Source organism: Vibrio sp. NH-UV-68 (genome assembly GCF_042940635.1).
GTDB lineage: Bacteria > Pseudomonadota > Gammaproteobacteria > Enterobacterales > Vibrionaceae > Vibrio > Vibrio pacinii.
In genome coordinates, this window is sequence record NZ_CP134975.1 from 417,241 (window position 1) to 433,024 (window position 15,784).

Consider the following 15,784-nt stretch of genomic DNA (forward strand, 5'->3'; position numbering starts at 1 on the left):
TGAAGAGCCTCATTTGAGGCTCTGATGCCCTTTATGATAGAAATTCAACGTAGACCTGAAGTTGATTTAACCCTTCTTCCCGACACCATCGCACCACTGCTCAAACGCATTTATATTGCGCGTGGTATTCACCATGTGGAGCAACTAGATACCGCTGCGCGAGCGCTGCACTCTTACCAAAAATTGCATGGAATTGAAGCCGCCGTTACGCTGCTGTTTGAGGCGATTCAAACCGACAAACGCATTATTGTGGTCGGTGATTTTGATGCCGATGGCGCTACTAGTTCGGCGCTGTCGGTGCTGGCGCTACGCATGCTGGGATCGAACAATGTCGATTACTTAGTGCCGAATCGTTTTGAAGATGGCTACGGCTTGAGCCCTGATGTGGTCGATCAAGCTATCGCGCTTGGTGCACAAATGATCATGACGGTTGATAACGGTGTCTCTTCCATTGAAGGGGTTCGTTACGCCAAGCAGCAGGGGTTACAGGTTTTGGTCACCGATCACCATCTTCCCGGCCATGAACTGCCCGAAGTCGATGCCATGGTCAATCCTAATTTACAAGAGTGCGCTTTTCCCTCTAAAGCCTTGGCTGGCGTTGGCGTGGCTTTCTATCTGATGATGGCGTTGTGTGTTCACATGCGTAAGCACAACTGGTTTGTAGATAAAGGCATGGCAGAGCCCAAGTTGATGGAGTTGATTGACTTGGTTGCCCTCGGCACAGTGGCTGACGTTGTGCCGCTGGATGAGAATAATCGCATTTTGGTCCATCAAGGTTTGCAACGTATTCGCGCTGGCAAGGCGCGACCAGGTATTCAAGCATTGATTGAAGTTGCTAAGCGTGATGCACGTCGCTTGGTGGCGTCTGATTTTGGTTTTGCGCTCGGTCCACGTATTAATGCAGCAGGTCGCTTGGATGATATGTCTTTTGGCGTTGAACTGCTGATGAGCACCAATATTTATGCAGCACGGCGTATGGCGAGTGAGCTCGATGGTCTTAACCAAACGCGTAAAGAGATTGAAGAGGGCATGAAACAAGAAGCGATGGCTTTTTGTGAGCGCCTGCAGTTTGGTGAACAAGACATGCCCCATGGTTTGGTGTTATTCCAGCGTGACTGGCACCAAGGTGTGATCGGTATTTTAGCTTCGCGGATCAAAGACAAATTTCACCGTCCTGTAATTGCTTTTGCCGATGGTGGGGAAGGGAGCATCAAAGGATCGTGTCGATCGATTGCGGGCGTTCATATGCGTGATGTGCTTGATCGTATTGATACGCAAAACCCAGGTTTGATTGTTAAATTTGGCGGTCATGCAATGGCGGCAGGTTTGACCATCTTAGAACAAGACTTTACTCGCTTTGCAACGCTGTTTGATCAAGCTGTCAAACAGGATTTAGATGAAGCGGTGCTCAAAGGGGTATTACTTTCTGATGGTGAGCTAAAGCCTGAAGAATTTTCGATGCACACCGCAGAGTTACTGCGATCAGGTGGGCCATGGGGACAAGCGTTTCCGGAGCCTCTGTTTGACGGCGAATTTAAAGTTTTACACCAAAAATTGGTCGGCGAGAAGCACCTCAAATTGATGCTAGAGCCGCTGCATAAAGGCCATCCGACCAACATTATGATCGATGGGATCGCGTTTAATGTTGATCTGCGCCGTTGGCCTGATGCTTCTGTCAAAACCGTTCGCTTAGCCTACAAACTTGATATTAATGAGTTTCGTGGCAATCAGTCGTTGCAGTTGATGATTGATCATATTGAGGCGAGGTAGTGCCTTAACTTGTGTCATTGAATAGAACGTCGAGGGAGCGAATAGGGAATCTCTAAAGGTTTTCTGCTTGCTTCAAGAGCTCCTCAACTCGTGCTTCCCTCGTTCTTAAGGATGACGCTGCTTTACATGGTTTGTTAGATACATTGTCATTCCAGAAACGAGGGATGAGTTATCTGGAATCTATTGTCAACGATCACTTTGATTAGATTCTGAATCACGCTCGTACCTCACAGTTCAGAATGACGCCCTGATGTTCTTAATCTCTCGCTTTTTTCATCGCATCCCCTAATAACCTTTCATATTTCTTTAAAACTGATCAATTAAACCGTGATCGCTAGCACGTTTTATTCCCATCTGTATACATTTTGTAATTGGTCAGACCAATTAGATTGCTGTTTTAATCATCTATTGTTATCAAAGTGTTGGTGTTAGGCTCGTTCTATGATTTGGGTCAATTTTTGACTGGAACTTGCGTTTTAATTATGTTAATTTTCTCGCCAACTTAGAATTGGTATTACCAATTGACTGCGTACAGAGTAGAAGAAAAACAATTATGGCTTATCAAAGGATTCGTCAGCCAAAACTCTCAGACGTTATTGAGCAAGAGTTAGAAAGGCTGATTGTGGAAGGAACACTATCTCCAGGGCAGCAGTTGCCTCCTGAGAGAGAGTTAGCGAAGCAATTTGATGTCTCGCGTCCTTCAATCCGTGAAGCGATACAACGCCTAGAAGCGAAACGTCTTCTTACTCGACGTCAGGGTGGTGGCACATTTGTTAGTGAGAGTATTTGGACAGGTTTTTCCGATCCTCTGCTAAATTTATTGTCTAGTCACTCTGAAACTCAGCTGGATTTACTTGAAGCGCGTCATGCGATGGAAGGTATTGCAGCGTATTTTGCAGCAGTTCGTGGTACCGAGGAAGATTTTGCACGTATTCAGGCTTGCCTGACTAACATCAGCGAAGAGCAAACTAACAAGAATGTTGAAGCGGAGGCCGCTGCAGTGATGCAGTTTCTGATTGCTTTAACCGAAGCGGCGCACAATGTTGTGTTACTTCACATTGTTCGCAGTCTTGGTCCTCTGCTTGAGCAAAATATCTTACAGAATTTAAAGCTCTTACATCGCCGCGATGAAGTGGTCGATAAAGTAAGTACACACCGAGCTAACATTGTCGATGCGATTGTTTCTGGACAGCCTGAAAAGGCGCGTGAAATGTCACATTCACATTTAGCTTATATTGAAGAGACATTGTTGGATTTGACGCGTGAAGAGTCGCGAAGAAAGCGTTCTTTACGTCGAATTCAGCAAGGTAACGATTCTTAACACAAGAAACGGTTACTTAAATAAGTAGATCCAACCAACAGAAGGATAGATCGCCATGTCTGACATGAAGCATGACGTAGACGCACTGGAAACTCAAGACTGGCTAGAAGCCCTTGAATCAGTTGTTCGTGAAGAAGGTGTAGAACGTGCACAGTTTCTACTAGAAACCGTACTAGAAAAAGCACGTCTAGACGGCGTTGATATGCCAACCGGCATCAACACAAACTACATTAACACCATTCCAGCAACACAAGAGCCAGCTTACCCAGGTGACACAACGCTTGAGCGCCGTATCCGCTCGATCATTCGCTGGAACGCAATCATGATTGTATTGCGTGCTTCTAAGAAAGATCTAGACCTAGGTGGTCACATGGCTTCTTATCAGTCTGCGGCTGCATTCTACGAAGTCTGTTTCAACCACTTCTTCCGTGCTCCAAATGAGACGGACGGTGGCGATCTCGTTTATTACCAAGGTCACATCTCTCCAGGCATCTACTCTCGTGCATTCGTTGAAGGTCGTCTAACGGAAGAGCAGCTAGATAACTTCCGTCAAGAAGTCGACGGTAAAGGTATCCCATCATACCCGCACCCTAAACTGATGCCTGAGTTCTGGCAGTTCCCAACGGTATCAATGGGTCTTGGTCCAATTTCTGCGATCTACCAAGCGCGTTTCCTTAAGTACCTAGAAGGTCGTGGTCTTAAAGATACTTCCGCTCAGCGCGTATATGCGTTCCTAGGTGACGGCGAGATGGATGAGCCAGAATCACGTGGTGCTATCTCTTTCGCTTCACGTGAGAAGCTAGATAACCTATGTTTCCTAATCAACTGTAACCTACAGCGTCTCGATGGCCCTGTAATGGGTAACGGTAGCATCATTCAAGAACTTGAAGGCCTATTCAAAGGCGCAGGTTGGAACGTTGTTAAAGTTATCTGGGGCAGTAACTGGGATGCACTACTGGCGAAAGATACCACTGGTAAGCTGCTTCAGTTGATGAACGAAACCGTTGATGGTGACTACCAAACATTCAAATCTAAAGATGGCGCATACGTACGTGAGCACTTCTTTGGTAAGTACCCAGAAACAGCGGCACTCGTTGCCGATATGACGGATGACGAAATCTTCGCTCTTAAGCGTGGTGGTCATGACTCATCTAAGCTTTTTGCTGCATTCAACAATGCCAAAGAGACTAATGGTAAGCCGACAGTAATCCTAGCTAAGACCGTTAAAGGTTACGGCATGGGTGACGCCGCAGAAGGTAAGAACATCGCACACGGTGTTAAGAAAATGGACATGACGCATGTTCAATACCTGCGTGATCGTCTAGGCCTACAAGATCTTCTTTCTGATGAGAAAGTGGCTGAACTTCCTTACTTGAAACTGGAAGAAGGCACTGCTGAGTACGAATACCTTCATGCTCGTCGTAAGGCGCTGCAAGGTTACACTCCAACTCGTCTGCCTAAGTTCACTCAAGAATTCAAAGTACCTGAACTAGAAGAGTTTGCTCCTCTATTGGGTGCTCAGAAGCGTGAAATCTCAACTACGATGGCTTACGTTCGTACGTTGAACATCCTGCTTAAAGATAAGAACATTGGTAAGAACATTGTTCCTATTATCTGTGATGAAGCACGTACCTTCGGTATGGAAGGTCTATTCCGTCAGGTTGGTATCTACAACCCACAAGGTCAAGAATACACACCTGAAGATAAAGGCATCGTTTCTTACTACAAAGAAGCAACGTCTGGTCAAGTTCTTCAAGAAGGTATCAATGAACTAGGTTCAATGGCTTCATGGGTTGCGGCGGCAACGTCATACAGCACTAACGATCTACCAATGATCCCGTTCTACATCTACTACTCAATGTTCGGTTTCCAACGTATTGGTGACATGGCATGGCTAGCAGGCGACCAACAAGCTCGTGGTTTCCTACTTGGTGCAACGGCTGGTCGTACTACACTAAACGGTGAAGGTCTACAGCACGAAGATGGTCACTCGCACATTCAAGCGAACACTATCCCGAACTGTATCTCTTACGACCCAACATTCGCTTACGAACTAGCGGTAATCATGCAAGACGGTATTCGTCGCATGTACGGTCCTGAGCAAGAGAACGTTTACTACTACCTAACAGTAATGAACGAGAACTACGCAATGCCAGCAATGCCGGAAGGCGCTGAAGAAGGCATCCGTAAAGGTATCTACAAGCTTGAATCTCACGCAGGTAGCAAGGGCAAAGTTCAACTAATGAGCTCTGGTACTATCATGAACGAAGCACGTAAAGCGGCGGTAATTCTAAGCGAAGAGTACGGCGTTGCATCTGACGTATTCTCGGTAACCTCGTTCAACGAGCTGACTCGTGACGGCCAAGCGGTTGAGCGTGACAACATGCTGCACCCAGAAGCTGAAGAGAAAGTACCGTACATCACGACGGTTCTTGGAAGTGAGCCTGCAATCGCGGTCACTGACTACATGAAGAACTACGCTGAGCAAGTACGTGCTTACATGCCAACTGAGTCTTACAAAGTACTTGGTACTGACGGTTTCGGTCGTTCAGATAGCCGTGAGAACTTGCGTCGTCACTTCGAAGTGAACGCTGGCTATGTTGTCGTTGCTGCGCTAACTGAATTGGCTAAACGTGGTGATGTTGACAAGTCTGTAGTGGCTGAAGCGATTGCTAAGTTCAACATCGACACTGAAAAAACTAACCCGCAATACGCATAAGGTAGAAAAACAATGACAATCGAAATTAATGTACCAGACATCGGTGCTGATGAGGTTGAAGTAACTGAGATTCTAGTCAACGTTGGTGACAAGGTTGAAGAAGAGCAGTCACTGATCACTGTTGAAGGCGACAAAGCTTCAATGGAAGTTCCTGCGTCTCAGGCGGGTATCGTAAAAGAGATCAAAGTAGCGGAAGGCGATAGCGTTTCGACTGGTTCTTTAATCATGATCTTCGAAGCTGAAGGTGCCGCAGCAGAAGCGGCTCCTGCGGCAGCTCCAGCAGTTGAAGCAGCACCAGTTGCCGCTCCTGCCGCTCCTGCCGCGGCTGTTGAGCTGAAAGAAGTTCACGTGCCAGATATCGGCGGTGATGAAGTAGAAGTTACTGAAATCATGGTTGCAATTGGCGATGCAGTAGAAGAAGAGCAATCTCTTCTTACTGTTGAAGGCGACAAGGCTTCAATGGAAGTTCCAGCACCATTCGCGGGTATCGTTAAAGAGATCAAGATCGCTTCTGGTGACTCAGTTTCTACGGGCTCTCTAGTGATGGTGTTTGAAGTGGCTGGCTCTGGCGCCGCGGCTTCGGCTCCTGCAGCTGTAGAAGCACCAGTAGCACCTGCGGCGGCTCCTGCGGTAGCGGCTGACAAAGAAGTCAACGTGCCAGATATCGGTGGTGACGAAGTAGAAGTTACTGAGATCATGGTTAAAGTTGGCGACACAGTAGAAGAAGAGCAATCTCTAATCACTGTGGAAGGCGACAAAGCGTCGATGGAAGTTCCAGCGCCGTTCGCAGGCACTGTCAAAGAGATCAAGATTGCTGAAGGTGACTCAGTTACAACGGGTTCTCTTATCATGGTATTTGAGGTTGCAGGCGCAGCGCCAGTAGCAGCACCGGCAGCGGCAGCGACAGCGACAGCTCCAACGCCAGCGCCAACAGCAGCACCTGCGGCGGCTCCAGCAGCCAAAACAGAGTCTGCTCCAGCAGCGAGCGACTTCCAAGAAAACAATGAGTACGCTCACGCGTCTCCAGTTGTTCGTCGTCTTGCTCGCGAATTTGGCGTCAACCTTTCTAAGGTGAAAGGATCTGGTCGTAAGAGCCGTATCCTTAAAGAAGACGTTCAGTCTTACGTTAAAGAAGCGCTTAAGCGTCTAGAGTCTGGTGCGGCAGCATCTGGCAAAGGCGGTGACGGTTCTGCTCTTGGTCTACTACCATGGCCAAAAGTGGACTTCAGTAAGTTTGGTGAAACCGAAGTTCAGAAACTATCGAAGATCAAGAAGATCTCTGGTGCAAATCTACACCGTAACTGGGTAATGATCCCTCACGTTACACAGTGGGATAACGCTGACATCACTGAGCTAGAAGCATTCCGTAAAGAACAAAATGCTATCGAAGCGAAGAAAGACACTGGTATGAAGATCACGCCTCTTGTGTTCATCATGAAAGCAGTAGCGAAAGCGCTAGAAGCCTTCCCAGCGTTTAACTCTTCACTGTCTGAAGATGGCGAAAGCATCATTCTTAAGAAGTATGTTAACGTAGGTATTGCTGTTGATACGCCAAACGGCCTAGTTGTTCCGGTATTTAAAGACGTGAACAAGAAAGGCATTTACGAGCTATCTGAAGAGCTGATGGTTGTCTCTAAGAAAGCACGTTCGGGCAAGCTGACTGCGGCTGACATGCAAGGTGGTTGTTTCACTATCTCTAGCCTTGGTGGCATTGGTGGTACGGCATTTACACCAATCGTCAACGCACCAGAAGTTGGTATCCTTGGTGTGTCTAAGTCTGAAATGAAACCTGTATGGAACGGTAAAGAATTTGAACCGCGCCTACAACTGCCACTGTCTCTATCATACGATCACCGTGTGATCGATGGTGCGGAAGGTGCACGTTTCATTACGTTCCTAAATGGTGCGCTATCAGACATTCGTCGTCTTGTTCTTTAATCGAGACTAGATGATAAAGAGGCGGCAAGTGAGCCGCCTCTATTACAAATAATTACTGAACAATTTGATGCGAGACTTTAGATAAAATAAGGTTTTCACAATCGAATTGTTGTCTAGCTCACAGGCTAAATTGATTTACTTTTCACTCCATTAACATCTCTGTAAACTGTTGGCGGTCTGAAAAATAACTGTTTAAAACAAATCGACTTGAACAAATAAATCAATACCCACTCAGCCTGTTAGGGATAATGACTACAAGAGGTCACAATGAGCAAAGAAATTAAAGCCCAAGTTGTTGTACTTGGTTCTGGTCCTGCTGGTTACTCAGCGGCATTCCGTTGTGCAGACTTAGGTCTTGAAACTGTACTTATTGAGCGCTACAGCACCCTAGGTGGTGTGTGTCTGAACGTGGGTTGTATCCCATCAAAAGCACTGCTTCACGTTTCTAAAGTTATCGAAGAAGCGAAAGCGATGGCTGACCACGGCGTTGTATTCGGTGAGCCACAAACTGACATCAATAAGATTCGTATCTGGAAAGAGAAAGTTGTTAACCAACTGACTGGCGGTCTTGGCGGTATGGCGAAGATGCGTAAAGTTAACGTGGTTAACGGTTACGGTAAATTCACTGGCCCTAACTCTATCCTTGTTGAAGGTGAAGGCGAATCAACAACAGTTAATTTCGATAACGCTATTATTGCTGCGGGCTCTCGCCCAATCAAACTGCCGTTTATCCCACATGAAGATCCACGTATTTGGGATTCGACTGACGCGTTAGAGCTGAAAGAAGTTCCTGGAAAACTGCTTATTATGGGCGGTGGTATCATCGGTCTAGAAATGGGTACTGTTTACCAATCTCTTGGTTCTAAAGTAGACGTGGTTGAGATGTTCGACCAAGTTATCCCAGCAGCCGATAAAGACATTGTTAAAGTTTACACTAAGCGTGTGAAGAACAAGTTCAACTTGATGCTAGAAACGAAAGTAACGGCAGTTGAAGCGAAAGAAGATGGTATCTACGTTTCAATGGAAGGCAAAAAAGCACCAGCAGAAGCTGAGCGCTATGATGCCGTTCTTGTTGCTATCGGCCGTGTACCAAATGGTCTACTTATCGACGGTGAAAAAGCGGGTCTAGAAATTGACGAGCGTGGTTTCATTAACGTTGATAAGCAAATGCGTACAAACGTACCGCATATCTTTGCCATCGGTGATATCGTTGGCCAACCAATGCTTGCTCACAAAGGTGTGCATGAAGGCCATGTTGCTGCAGAAGTTATCTCAGGTAAGAAGCACTACTTCGACCCGAAAGTGATTCCTTCAATTGCTTATACTGAGCCAGAAGTGGCTTGGGTTGGTAAAACAGAAAAAGAAGCAAAAGCGGAAGGTCTTAACTACGAAACAGCGACATTCCCATGGGCTGCTTCGGGCCGTGCGATCGCCTCTGACTGTTCTGACGGTATGACTAAGCTTATCTTTGATAAAGACACTCACCGTGTTATTGGTGGTGCTATCGTGGGTACTAACGGTGGTGAACTGCTGGGTGAAATCGGTCTTGCCATCGAGATGGGTTGTGATGCAGAAGATATCGCACTAACGATCCACGCGCACCCAACGTTGCACGAATCTGTTGGTCTTGCGGCTGAAGTGTTTGAAGGTACGATCACTGACCTGCCAAACCCTAAAGCGAAAAAGAAAAAGTAATCATCACTGGTGATTGAATGTTAAAAACCGCTGCTAAGTCAGCGGTTTTTTATTGGCTGAAATACAGCAATAAAAAAGCCCACTGGTAAAGTGGGCCTGATTCAGACGTGATTAATTAGCCATTTTTTGCGTGCTTGTAGATGCACAGCATGTCTAAGTAATTTGTCGTGAGCTTCTTCATCATCTCTTCATCATGTGTACGTGTTGCTTGGATAAACAGTGAGTAGAAGATACCGTGGAACAAGGTTGCAAGCTCTGCTGGTGAATGTTGATCGCACACTTCGCCACGTTCAATTGCTTTAACAAACATATTTTGTACCAGCAATTGGTTAGTGCGGTTAGTGGTCACAAACAGTGGCCAAACTTCGTCGCGAGTCGATGCGCTCCACTCGAACCATACCTTCAGCCAGTGACAATCGTTAATGACCAATTCGATCATTGCAGACGTCAGGTTGCTAAGGTTTTCTTTGGCGTGAAGGTCAAGATCGATATTGTCAGATAAGAAGTTTGAGAACTGACGTACAACGTAGTTAAGTACATCGTCGACTAGATCTTCGCGAGTCGGGAAGTAGTTAAACACGGTTGCAACCGAAACTTGTGCAATTTCTGCAATGTCTGCGTGGCCGCCACGGCCTATGCCTCGTCGGGCAAAGACTTCGACAGAAATTTCCATCAGTTGTTGCTTACGTTTTTGCGGAGATAGCCGCGTACGCGGTCTTTTCGCTATAGAGTCCATAGTTAATTTCCTTGCCAAATGACTTGTTTATAGTATTTATTGGGCTTTGCCCTAATTAGTATTATATGTATTGCTTGACGCCCTATGAGTGTAATGGTGCATATCAAGAAGGTCAACGATTTACGTTTATTTTATAATCAGATTTATTAATATGTTATGAAACCTGAACATAGAAAATCCTGTTGTTCTGTGTTTATTTTTAGGCAAACGTTTTTCTCATCGCTGTGTAATGTTAGACTACGCGCCTCAAACATCAGACAGTACTTGAGCAAAGACAATACCGCTTAAGATACGGCTAACGTGAAAAAAGAGATCAGTATGAAACATACAGTAGAAGTGATGATTTCTGAGCAAGAGGTTCAGGATCGCGTACGTGAATTAGGTAAGCAGATCACTGCACACTATCAAGGTAGTGAAGATTTAGTCTTGGTGGGCTTGCTACGTGGCTCTTTTGTCTTTATGGCTGACTTGGCACGCTGTATTGAGCTGACGCATCAGGTGGACTTTATGACCGCTTCTAGCTACGGCAATACGATGGAAAGCTCGCGTGATGTGCGTATCTTGAAAGACCTTGATGATGACATCAAAGGCAAAGACGTATTAATTATCGAAGACATTATCGATACTGGTAATACGCTGCACAAAATCAAAGAGATCCTATCTTTGCGAGAGCCTAAATCGATTGCAATTTGTTCACTGCTCGACAAACCAACGCGTCGCGAAGTACAAGTGCCAGTAGAGTGGATTGGTTTTGAAATCCCAGACGAGTTTGTCGTTGGGGTTGGAATCGACTATGCACAAAAGTATCGTCATCTACCGTATATCGGCAAAGTGGTGCCACAAGAGTAATGTCTCGTGCTACGACTATCATTGGTCGTGTTCTGACGATAAAAACGCCCGCATTTGCGGGCGTTTTGCATGATTAACTCAGCGACACAACAAACGGTGTTGAGGGTTAAGGATCGCTTCCATCGCTTTGTGGTAAGAGGTTTCAACCGAATCATGTGAGTGGGAGCGAACACCGAGGTATTGCAGTTTACCATCGCCAATACCATATACGACACCATGAATCTCTACATCCTGCCCTCGTTCCCATGCATTTTGCATTATGGTTGAGTTGCCCAAGTTGTACACTTGTTCGGCGACGTTGATCTCACACAGCTTATCGGCGCGATCTTGGGCTGGCATATGCTCAAGGTATTCACGGTGCTTGAAGTATAAATCGCGAATATGCAGTAACCAGTTATTGATCAAGCCGAGTTTAGGGTTATCGATTGCGGCATTCACGCCTCCACAATCGTAGTGACCACAGACAATTACATGTTTAATTTTTAATACATCGATAGCGTACTGCACGACGGAAAGACAATTAAGGTCAGTATGTATCACCTGATTGGCGACGTTCCGATGAACAAACAGTTCTCCAGAGTACAAACCCGTTAAACGTTCAGCGGGAACGCGGCTATCGGAACAACCAATCCACAAAAACTCTGGGCTTTGACCCTGTTCCAGTTTGGTAAAGTACTCGGGACGATCTGCTGTGATTGATTGAGACCATTTAGAGTTATTCTCAAATAGCTGTTTTATTTCTGGCATCTTAGTTGCGGTCCTTCAAAAATACTTGAATGACTATACACAATGTTACAATTTTGGTCGCGTTTAAAATGGTCTGATAGCGACTCATCTGACGTGTTTGAACTAAAAAAATCATAAACTTAGCGATTATGCTAACCAATAGTTATAACGTATGAATTATGTGGCGTAATTAACCCTTATCTGGTGCAGATGTCATTTGGTAGAGTGATGAAGTTAGTGGGTTTTTTAGCAAATCGATTACATTTTACTAAAAAATTTATGGTTATTTCGCCACACTAACCAATCCAATTAAAATAAGTTAAAACTAAGATGTTGTTTATTGTGTCGCAACACGCCTAGTGATGAGGAAGCGTCATAGCCAACTCGCGTGTTCGGACATCAAATGGAATGGAGTATTGCTGTGTTCACAAGTCGTTTTGAAGATTTTAACCTACGAGGGGATGCGTTTGGTGGGGTTACCACAGCGATCATTTCTCTGCCGTTAGCCTTAGCTTTTGGGGTTGCATCGGGGGCAGGGGCCGAAGCCGGTTTGTGGGGCGCGATTATGGTCGGCTTATTTGCCGCGTTGTTTGGTGGTTCAAATACGCTGATTTCAGAGCCGACTGGCCCTATGACGGTGATCATGACGGCAGTGTTGACCAGTATGATGGCCAAGTACCCAGAAACGGGCATGGCAATGACCTTTACCGTGGTGATGATGGCGGGGGCATTTCAGATATTACTCGGCACACTCAAGCTCGGTAAATACGTGACACTGATGCCTTACAGTGTCGTGTCTGGCTTTATGTCGGGTATTGGCGTTATCTTAATCATCTTACAACTTTCGCCTTTGTTAGGTCAGCCTGCGCCGCCAGGAGGCGTCACGGGGACGCTCTCTGCAATTCCTGACATTATCAGTAATATGAAGTTTAGCGAGTTGTTTCTTGGCTTATTGACCTTAGGCATTTTGTTTTTCTTCCCGCAACAGTATCGCAAGTACGTTCCTGCCCAGTTGGTGGCACTGGTTGCGGTTACCTTATTGTCGGTGATTATCTTCGATACTGATTCGATTCGTCGTATTGGTGAGATCCCTGCTGGTTTGCCATCATTGGTGATTCCTCATTTTGACGGTGCAATATTTACTGAGATGGTGATTGATGCCTTAGTGCTTGGTACGTTGGGCTGTATTGATACCTTGCTCACCGCAGTTATTGGCGATTCTTTAACACGAAAAGAGCACGATTCAGATAAAGAGCTGCGAGGCCAGGGGCTTGCGAACATGATTTCCGGTCTGTTTGGCGCGCTACCAGGGGCCGGCGCTACCATGGGAACGGTCACCAATATTCAAGTTGGCGCGCGTTCTCCTCTCTCCGGTGTTATTCGTGCGTTGGTGCTGGCACTGGTCGTGTTGGTCGCAGGCGGTTTAACCGAGCCGATTCCAATGGCGGTACTGGCCGGTATTGCTGTTTATGTCGGTTTTAACATTCTTGATTGGAGCTTTATTCAGCGCGCCCATCGTGTCAGCTTCTCTGGCATGGCGATCATGTATGGGGTGATGTTGCTGACGGTGTTCGTGGATCTTATCGCGGCCGTCGGTTTAGGGGTGTTTATCTCTAATATCATTATCATTGAGCGCTTAAGTCGCGAGCAGGCTCGCCAGGTTAAAGCGATCAGTGATGCCGATGATAATGATGTGCCGTTGACAGACAGTGAACGTAGCTTATTGGATAAAGCCAACGGTAAGGTGCTGTTTTTCTATCTTTCCGGGCCAATGATCTTCAGTGTTTCGAAAGCGATTTCACGTCAGCACTCAAGGATTAGTGATTATGAAGTGATGATCTTGGATTTAACCGATGTGCCTATGATTGATGTTACGGTAGGTCTGGCTTTAGAAAACGCGATCAAAGATGCGCAGGATGCCAATTGTCAGGTTTATCTCTTGTGTCCCAACGAGACGACACGTCAGCAGCTAGAGAAATTTCATGTGATCGATCTTATCTCAAGCCACAACAGTTTCAAGTTCCGTTATGAAGCGCTCAATGCGGCGATTAAGCATGTTAATGGTGAATTGCCACAGCCTGCAGACTTACTAGCTTAGTCTGGCCCAAAACAGCGCCTTGGGAGTCATCTCAAGGCGCTGTTTTATTCTTGGTTAAGGCGAAAATATTATTTCCAAAACATTCGAAAGGTTTAATTGTAATCAAGGTATCCCAACGATAAACTGATTGACGTTTTAGTTTGAGCAATGGCAATACTATCTATGTACGCATTAGAAATAGAACAGCTGCGCAAAACCTATGCTGGTGGTTTTGAAGCGTTAAAAGGCATCAGCTTGAATGTGGCTAAAGGCGATTTTTACGCGCTATTAGGGCCAAATGGTGCTGGCAAGTCGACGACGATTGGGATTATTTCTTCACTGGTGAATAAAACCTCGGGCCAAGTGAAAGTGTTTGGCTACAACATCGATAACGACCTAGAACAGGCAAAACAGCATTTAGGTCTGGTCCCTCAAGAGTTTAATTTCAATCAGTTTGAAACGGTTGAGCAGATTGTCTTGCAGCAAGCGGGTTACTACGGTGTGCCTAAATCGCTCGCCAAAGAGCGCGCCAAAAAATACTTAACAAAACTCGATTTGTGGCAAAAGCGCGACGAGCGAGGAAGAAACCTATCCGGTGGTATGAAACGTCGCTTGATGATTGCTCGCGCGCTGATGCATGAACCACAGTTGTTGATTCTTGATGAACCGACCGCAGGTGTGGATATTGAGCTACGTCGCTCAATGTGGACGTTTCTTAAAGAGATTAACTCTGAACTTGGCATTACCATCATCTTGACGACGCATTACCTCGAAGAGGCAGAAATGTTGTGCCGTAATATCGGCATCATCAACAAAGGTGAGTTGATCGAGAATACCTCCATGAAAAGTTTACTCAGTAAGCTACAAGTGGAAACCTTTATTCTTGATCTCGAAGAGGGCGCACAACAGCCGCAACTTCAAGGCGTAACCAAGCAACAGATGGTCGCGGGCTCGCTTGAGATCGAAATTGACAAGACGCAGGGCCTCAATGACATCTTTGCTCAGTTATCAGAGCAAGGCATTAAAGTGTTATCGATGCGCAACAAAGCCAACCGATTGGAAGAGTTGTTCGTTAGTATTGTTCGTGAAGGGGACAAGTAATATGTATCGTCTATATTGGGTCGCTTTTCGCAGCTTATTAGGCAAAGAGATCAATCGTTTTACCCGTATTTGGGTGCAAACCTTAGTGCCGCCTGCGATCACCATGACGCTCTATTTTATCATTTTCGGTAACTTGATTGGTTCGAGAATTGGCCAGATGAACGGCTTCAGTTATATGGAGTACATCGTTCCGGGTCTGATTATGATGTCGGTGATCACTAACTCTTACTCTAATGTGGCGTCGTCGTTTTTCAGTGCCAAGCTACAAAAAAATATCGAAGAGTTGCTCGTAGCGCCAGTACCTAACTATGTGATTATTGCGGGTTATGTGATGGGCGGTGTGACTCGGGGCCTACTCGTTGGCACCATCGTCACGTTTGTCTCTCTGCTGTTTGTTGATCTTCAGGTTGAGCACTGGGGGATTATCATTGCCACCGTGTTTATGACTTCGGTCGTGTTTGCTTTAGGCGGCTTGATCAATGCGGTTTATGCCAAAACCTTTGACGATATCTCGATCATTCCGACTTTTGTGTTGACGCCATTGACTTACCTTGGCGGGGTATTTTACTCGATTAGTCTGCTGCCTGAATTTTGGCAAGGGGTATCAAAGATTAATCCAATCGTTTATATGGTTAACGCTTTCCGCTATGGCTTCTTAGGGGTGTCAGATGTCGGCATTGTTACCTCATTTAGTGTGTTAACGGTGTTTGTGTTGGTGCTGTACGCGATTGCGCATTATTTGGTGACCAAGGGCATTGGTTTAAGAAGTTAGTGCTGCCTGCGGCGATAAGGATCGTCATTTGACGATCACAAGAAAATAAAAAGGGTTGGTGCTCTCGCGCCAACCCTTTA

Annotated in this window: 11 protein-coding genes; 9 read left to right on the forward strand and 2 right to left on the reverse strand. The window is 45.9% G+C overall.

The genetic code is table 11. From position 1 onward, the window contains the following. Positions 1–33: 33 nt before the first annotated feature. The 5 genes from recJ to lpdA all read left to right on the forward strand — a co-directional run bounded on the left by recJ (position 34) and on the right by lpdA (position 9,443). Positions 34–1,770: a single-stranded-DNA-specific exonuclease RecJ gene (recJ, locus tag ViNHUV68_RS02100; RefSeq protein ID WP_038173982.1), complete on the forward strand. Its 1,737-nt coding sequence runs from the start codon at positions 34–36 to the stop codon at positions 1,768–1,770. A gap of 553 nt (positions 1,771–2,323) precedes the next feature. After that, positions 2,324–3,091 (forward strand): pyruvate dehydrogenase complex transcriptional repressor PdhR, encoded by a 768-nt coding sequence (gene pdhR, locus ViNHUV68_RS02105; RefSeq protein ID WP_038173839.1) that lies wholly within the window; start codon positions 2,324–2,326, stop codon positions 3,089–3,091. Positions 3,092–3,146: 55 nt separating this feature from the next. After that, positions 3,147–5,810: a pyruvate dehydrogenase (acetyl-transferring), homodimeric type gene (gene aceE, locus ViNHUV68_RS02110; RefSeq protein ID WP_038173842.1), complete on the forward strand. Its 2,664-nt coding sequence runs from the start codon at positions 3,147–3,149 to the stop codon at positions 5,808–5,810. A 12-nt stretch (positions 5,811–5,822) separates the two neighbouring features. Further along, on the forward strand, positions 5,823–7,748 hold the full coding sequence (gene aceF / locus ViNHUV68_RS02115; protein WP_391089091.1) for a pyruvate dehydrogenase complex dihydrolipoyllysine-residue acetyltransferase: 1,926 nt from the start codon (positions 5,823–5,825) through the stop codon (positions 7,746–7,748). Between the two features lie 267 nt (positions 7,749–8,015). After that, positions 8,016–9,443 (forward strand): dihydrolipoyl dehydrogenase, encoded by a 1,428-nt coding sequence (gene lpdA, locus ViNHUV68_RS02120; RefSeq protein ID WP_038173844.1) that lies wholly within the window; start codon positions 8,016–8,018, stop codon positions 9,441–9,443. A 115-nt stretch (positions 9,444–9,558) separates the two neighbouring features. Here the strand turns inward: lpdA and ViNHUV68_RS02125 are convergent, their stop codons facing one another. Then, positions 9,559–10,179, reverse strand: a complete 621-nt coding sequence (locus tag ViNHUV68_RS02125) for a LuxR/HapR/OpaR family quorum-sensing transcriptional regulator (protein ID WP_038173845.1) — start codon at positions 10,177–10,179, stop codon at positions 9,559–9,561. Positions 10,180–10,497: 318 nt separating this feature from the next. On the opposite strand from ViNHUV68_RS02125, the gene hpt reads away from it, so the two are divergent. Continuing rightward, entirely contained in the window at positions 10,498–11,028 is a 531-nt protein-coding gene (gene hpt, locus ViNHUV68_RS02130; RefSeq protein ID WP_038173846.1) for a hypoxanthine phosphoribosyltransferase, read from the forward strand. Positions 11,029–11,106: 78 nt separating this feature from the next. On the opposite strand, the gene can is transcribed toward hpt, so the two are convergent. After that, positions 11,107–11,775: a carbonate dehydratase gene (gene can, locus ViNHUV68_RS02135; protein ID WP_038173847.1), complete on the reverse strand. Its 669-nt coding sequence runs from the start codon at positions 11,773–11,775 to the stop codon at positions 11,107–11,109. 400 nt (positions 11,776–12,175) lie between these two features. Between can and ViNHUV68_RS02140 the strand changes: the two genes are divergently transcribed. The 3 genes from ViNHUV68_RS02140 (at position 12,176) to ViNHUV68_RS02150 (ending at position 15,704) form a co-directional block, all read left to right on the forward strand. Further along, positions 12,176–13,852 carry a SulP family inorganic anion transporter gene (locus ViNHUV68_RS02140; RefSeq protein ID WP_391090242.1) on the forward strand — a complete coding sequence of 559 codons (1,677 nt, stop codon included), beginning with the start codon at positions 12,176–12,178 and terminating at the stop codon, positions 13,850–13,852. A 162-nt stretch (positions 13,853–14,014) separates the two neighbouring features. Further along, positions 14,015–14,932 carry an ABC transporter ATP-binding protein gene (locus tag ViNHUV68_RS02145; RefSeq protein ID WP_038173849.1) on the forward strand — a complete coding sequence of 306 codons (918 nt, stop codon included), beginning with the start codon at positions 14,015–14,017 and terminating at the stop codon, positions 14,930–14,932. A gap of 1 nt (position 14,933) precedes the next feature. After that, positions 14,934–15,704, forward strand: coding sequence for an ABC transporter permease (locus tag ViNHUV68_RS02150; RefSeq protein WP_038173850.1), 771 nt, complete (start codon positions 14,934–14,936; stop codon positions 15,702–15,704). The last annotated feature ends 80 nt before the right edge of the window (positions 15,705–15,784 follow it).

Bases quoted from the DNA above. Each gene is read 5' to 3' on its own strand.
- recJ (WP_038173982.1), top strand. From the start codon at position 34: ATGATAGAAATTCAACGTAGACCTGAAGTTGATTTAACCCTTCTTCCC.
- pdhR (WP_038173839.1), top strand. From the start codon at position 2,324: ATGGCTTATCAAAGGATTCGTCAGCCAAAACTCTCAGACGTTATTGAG.
- aceE (WP_038173842.1), top strand. From the start codon at position 3,147: ATGTCTGACATGAAGCATGACGTAGACGCACTGGAAACTCAAGACTGG.
- aceF (WP_391089091.1), top strand. From the start codon at position 5,823: ATGACAATCGAAATTAATGTACCAGACATCGGTGCTGATGAGGTTGAA.
- lpdA (WP_038173844.1), top strand. From the start codon at position 8,016: ATGAGCAAAGAAATTAAAGCCCAAGTTGTTGTACTTGGTTCTGGTCCT.
- ViNHUV68_RS02125 (WP_038173845.1), bottom strand. From the start codon at position 10,179: ATGGACTCTATAGCGAAAAGACCGCGTACGCGGCTATCTCCGCAAAAA.
- hpt (WP_038173846.1), top strand. From the start codon at position 10,498: ATGAAACATACAGTAGAAGTGATGATTTCTGAGCAAGAGGTTCAGGAT.
- can (WP_038173847.1), bottom strand. From the start codon at position 11,775: ATGCCAGAAATAAAACAGCTATTTGAGAATAACTCTAAATGGTCTCAA.
- ViNHUV68_RS02145 (WP_038173849.1), top strand. From the start codon at position 14,015: ATGTACGCATTAGAAATAGAACAGCTGCGCAAAACCTATGCTGGTGGT.
- ViNHUV68_RS02150 (WP_038173850.1), top strand. From the start codon at position 14,934: ATGTATCGTCTATATTGGGTCGCTTTTCGCAGCTTATTAGGCAAAGAG.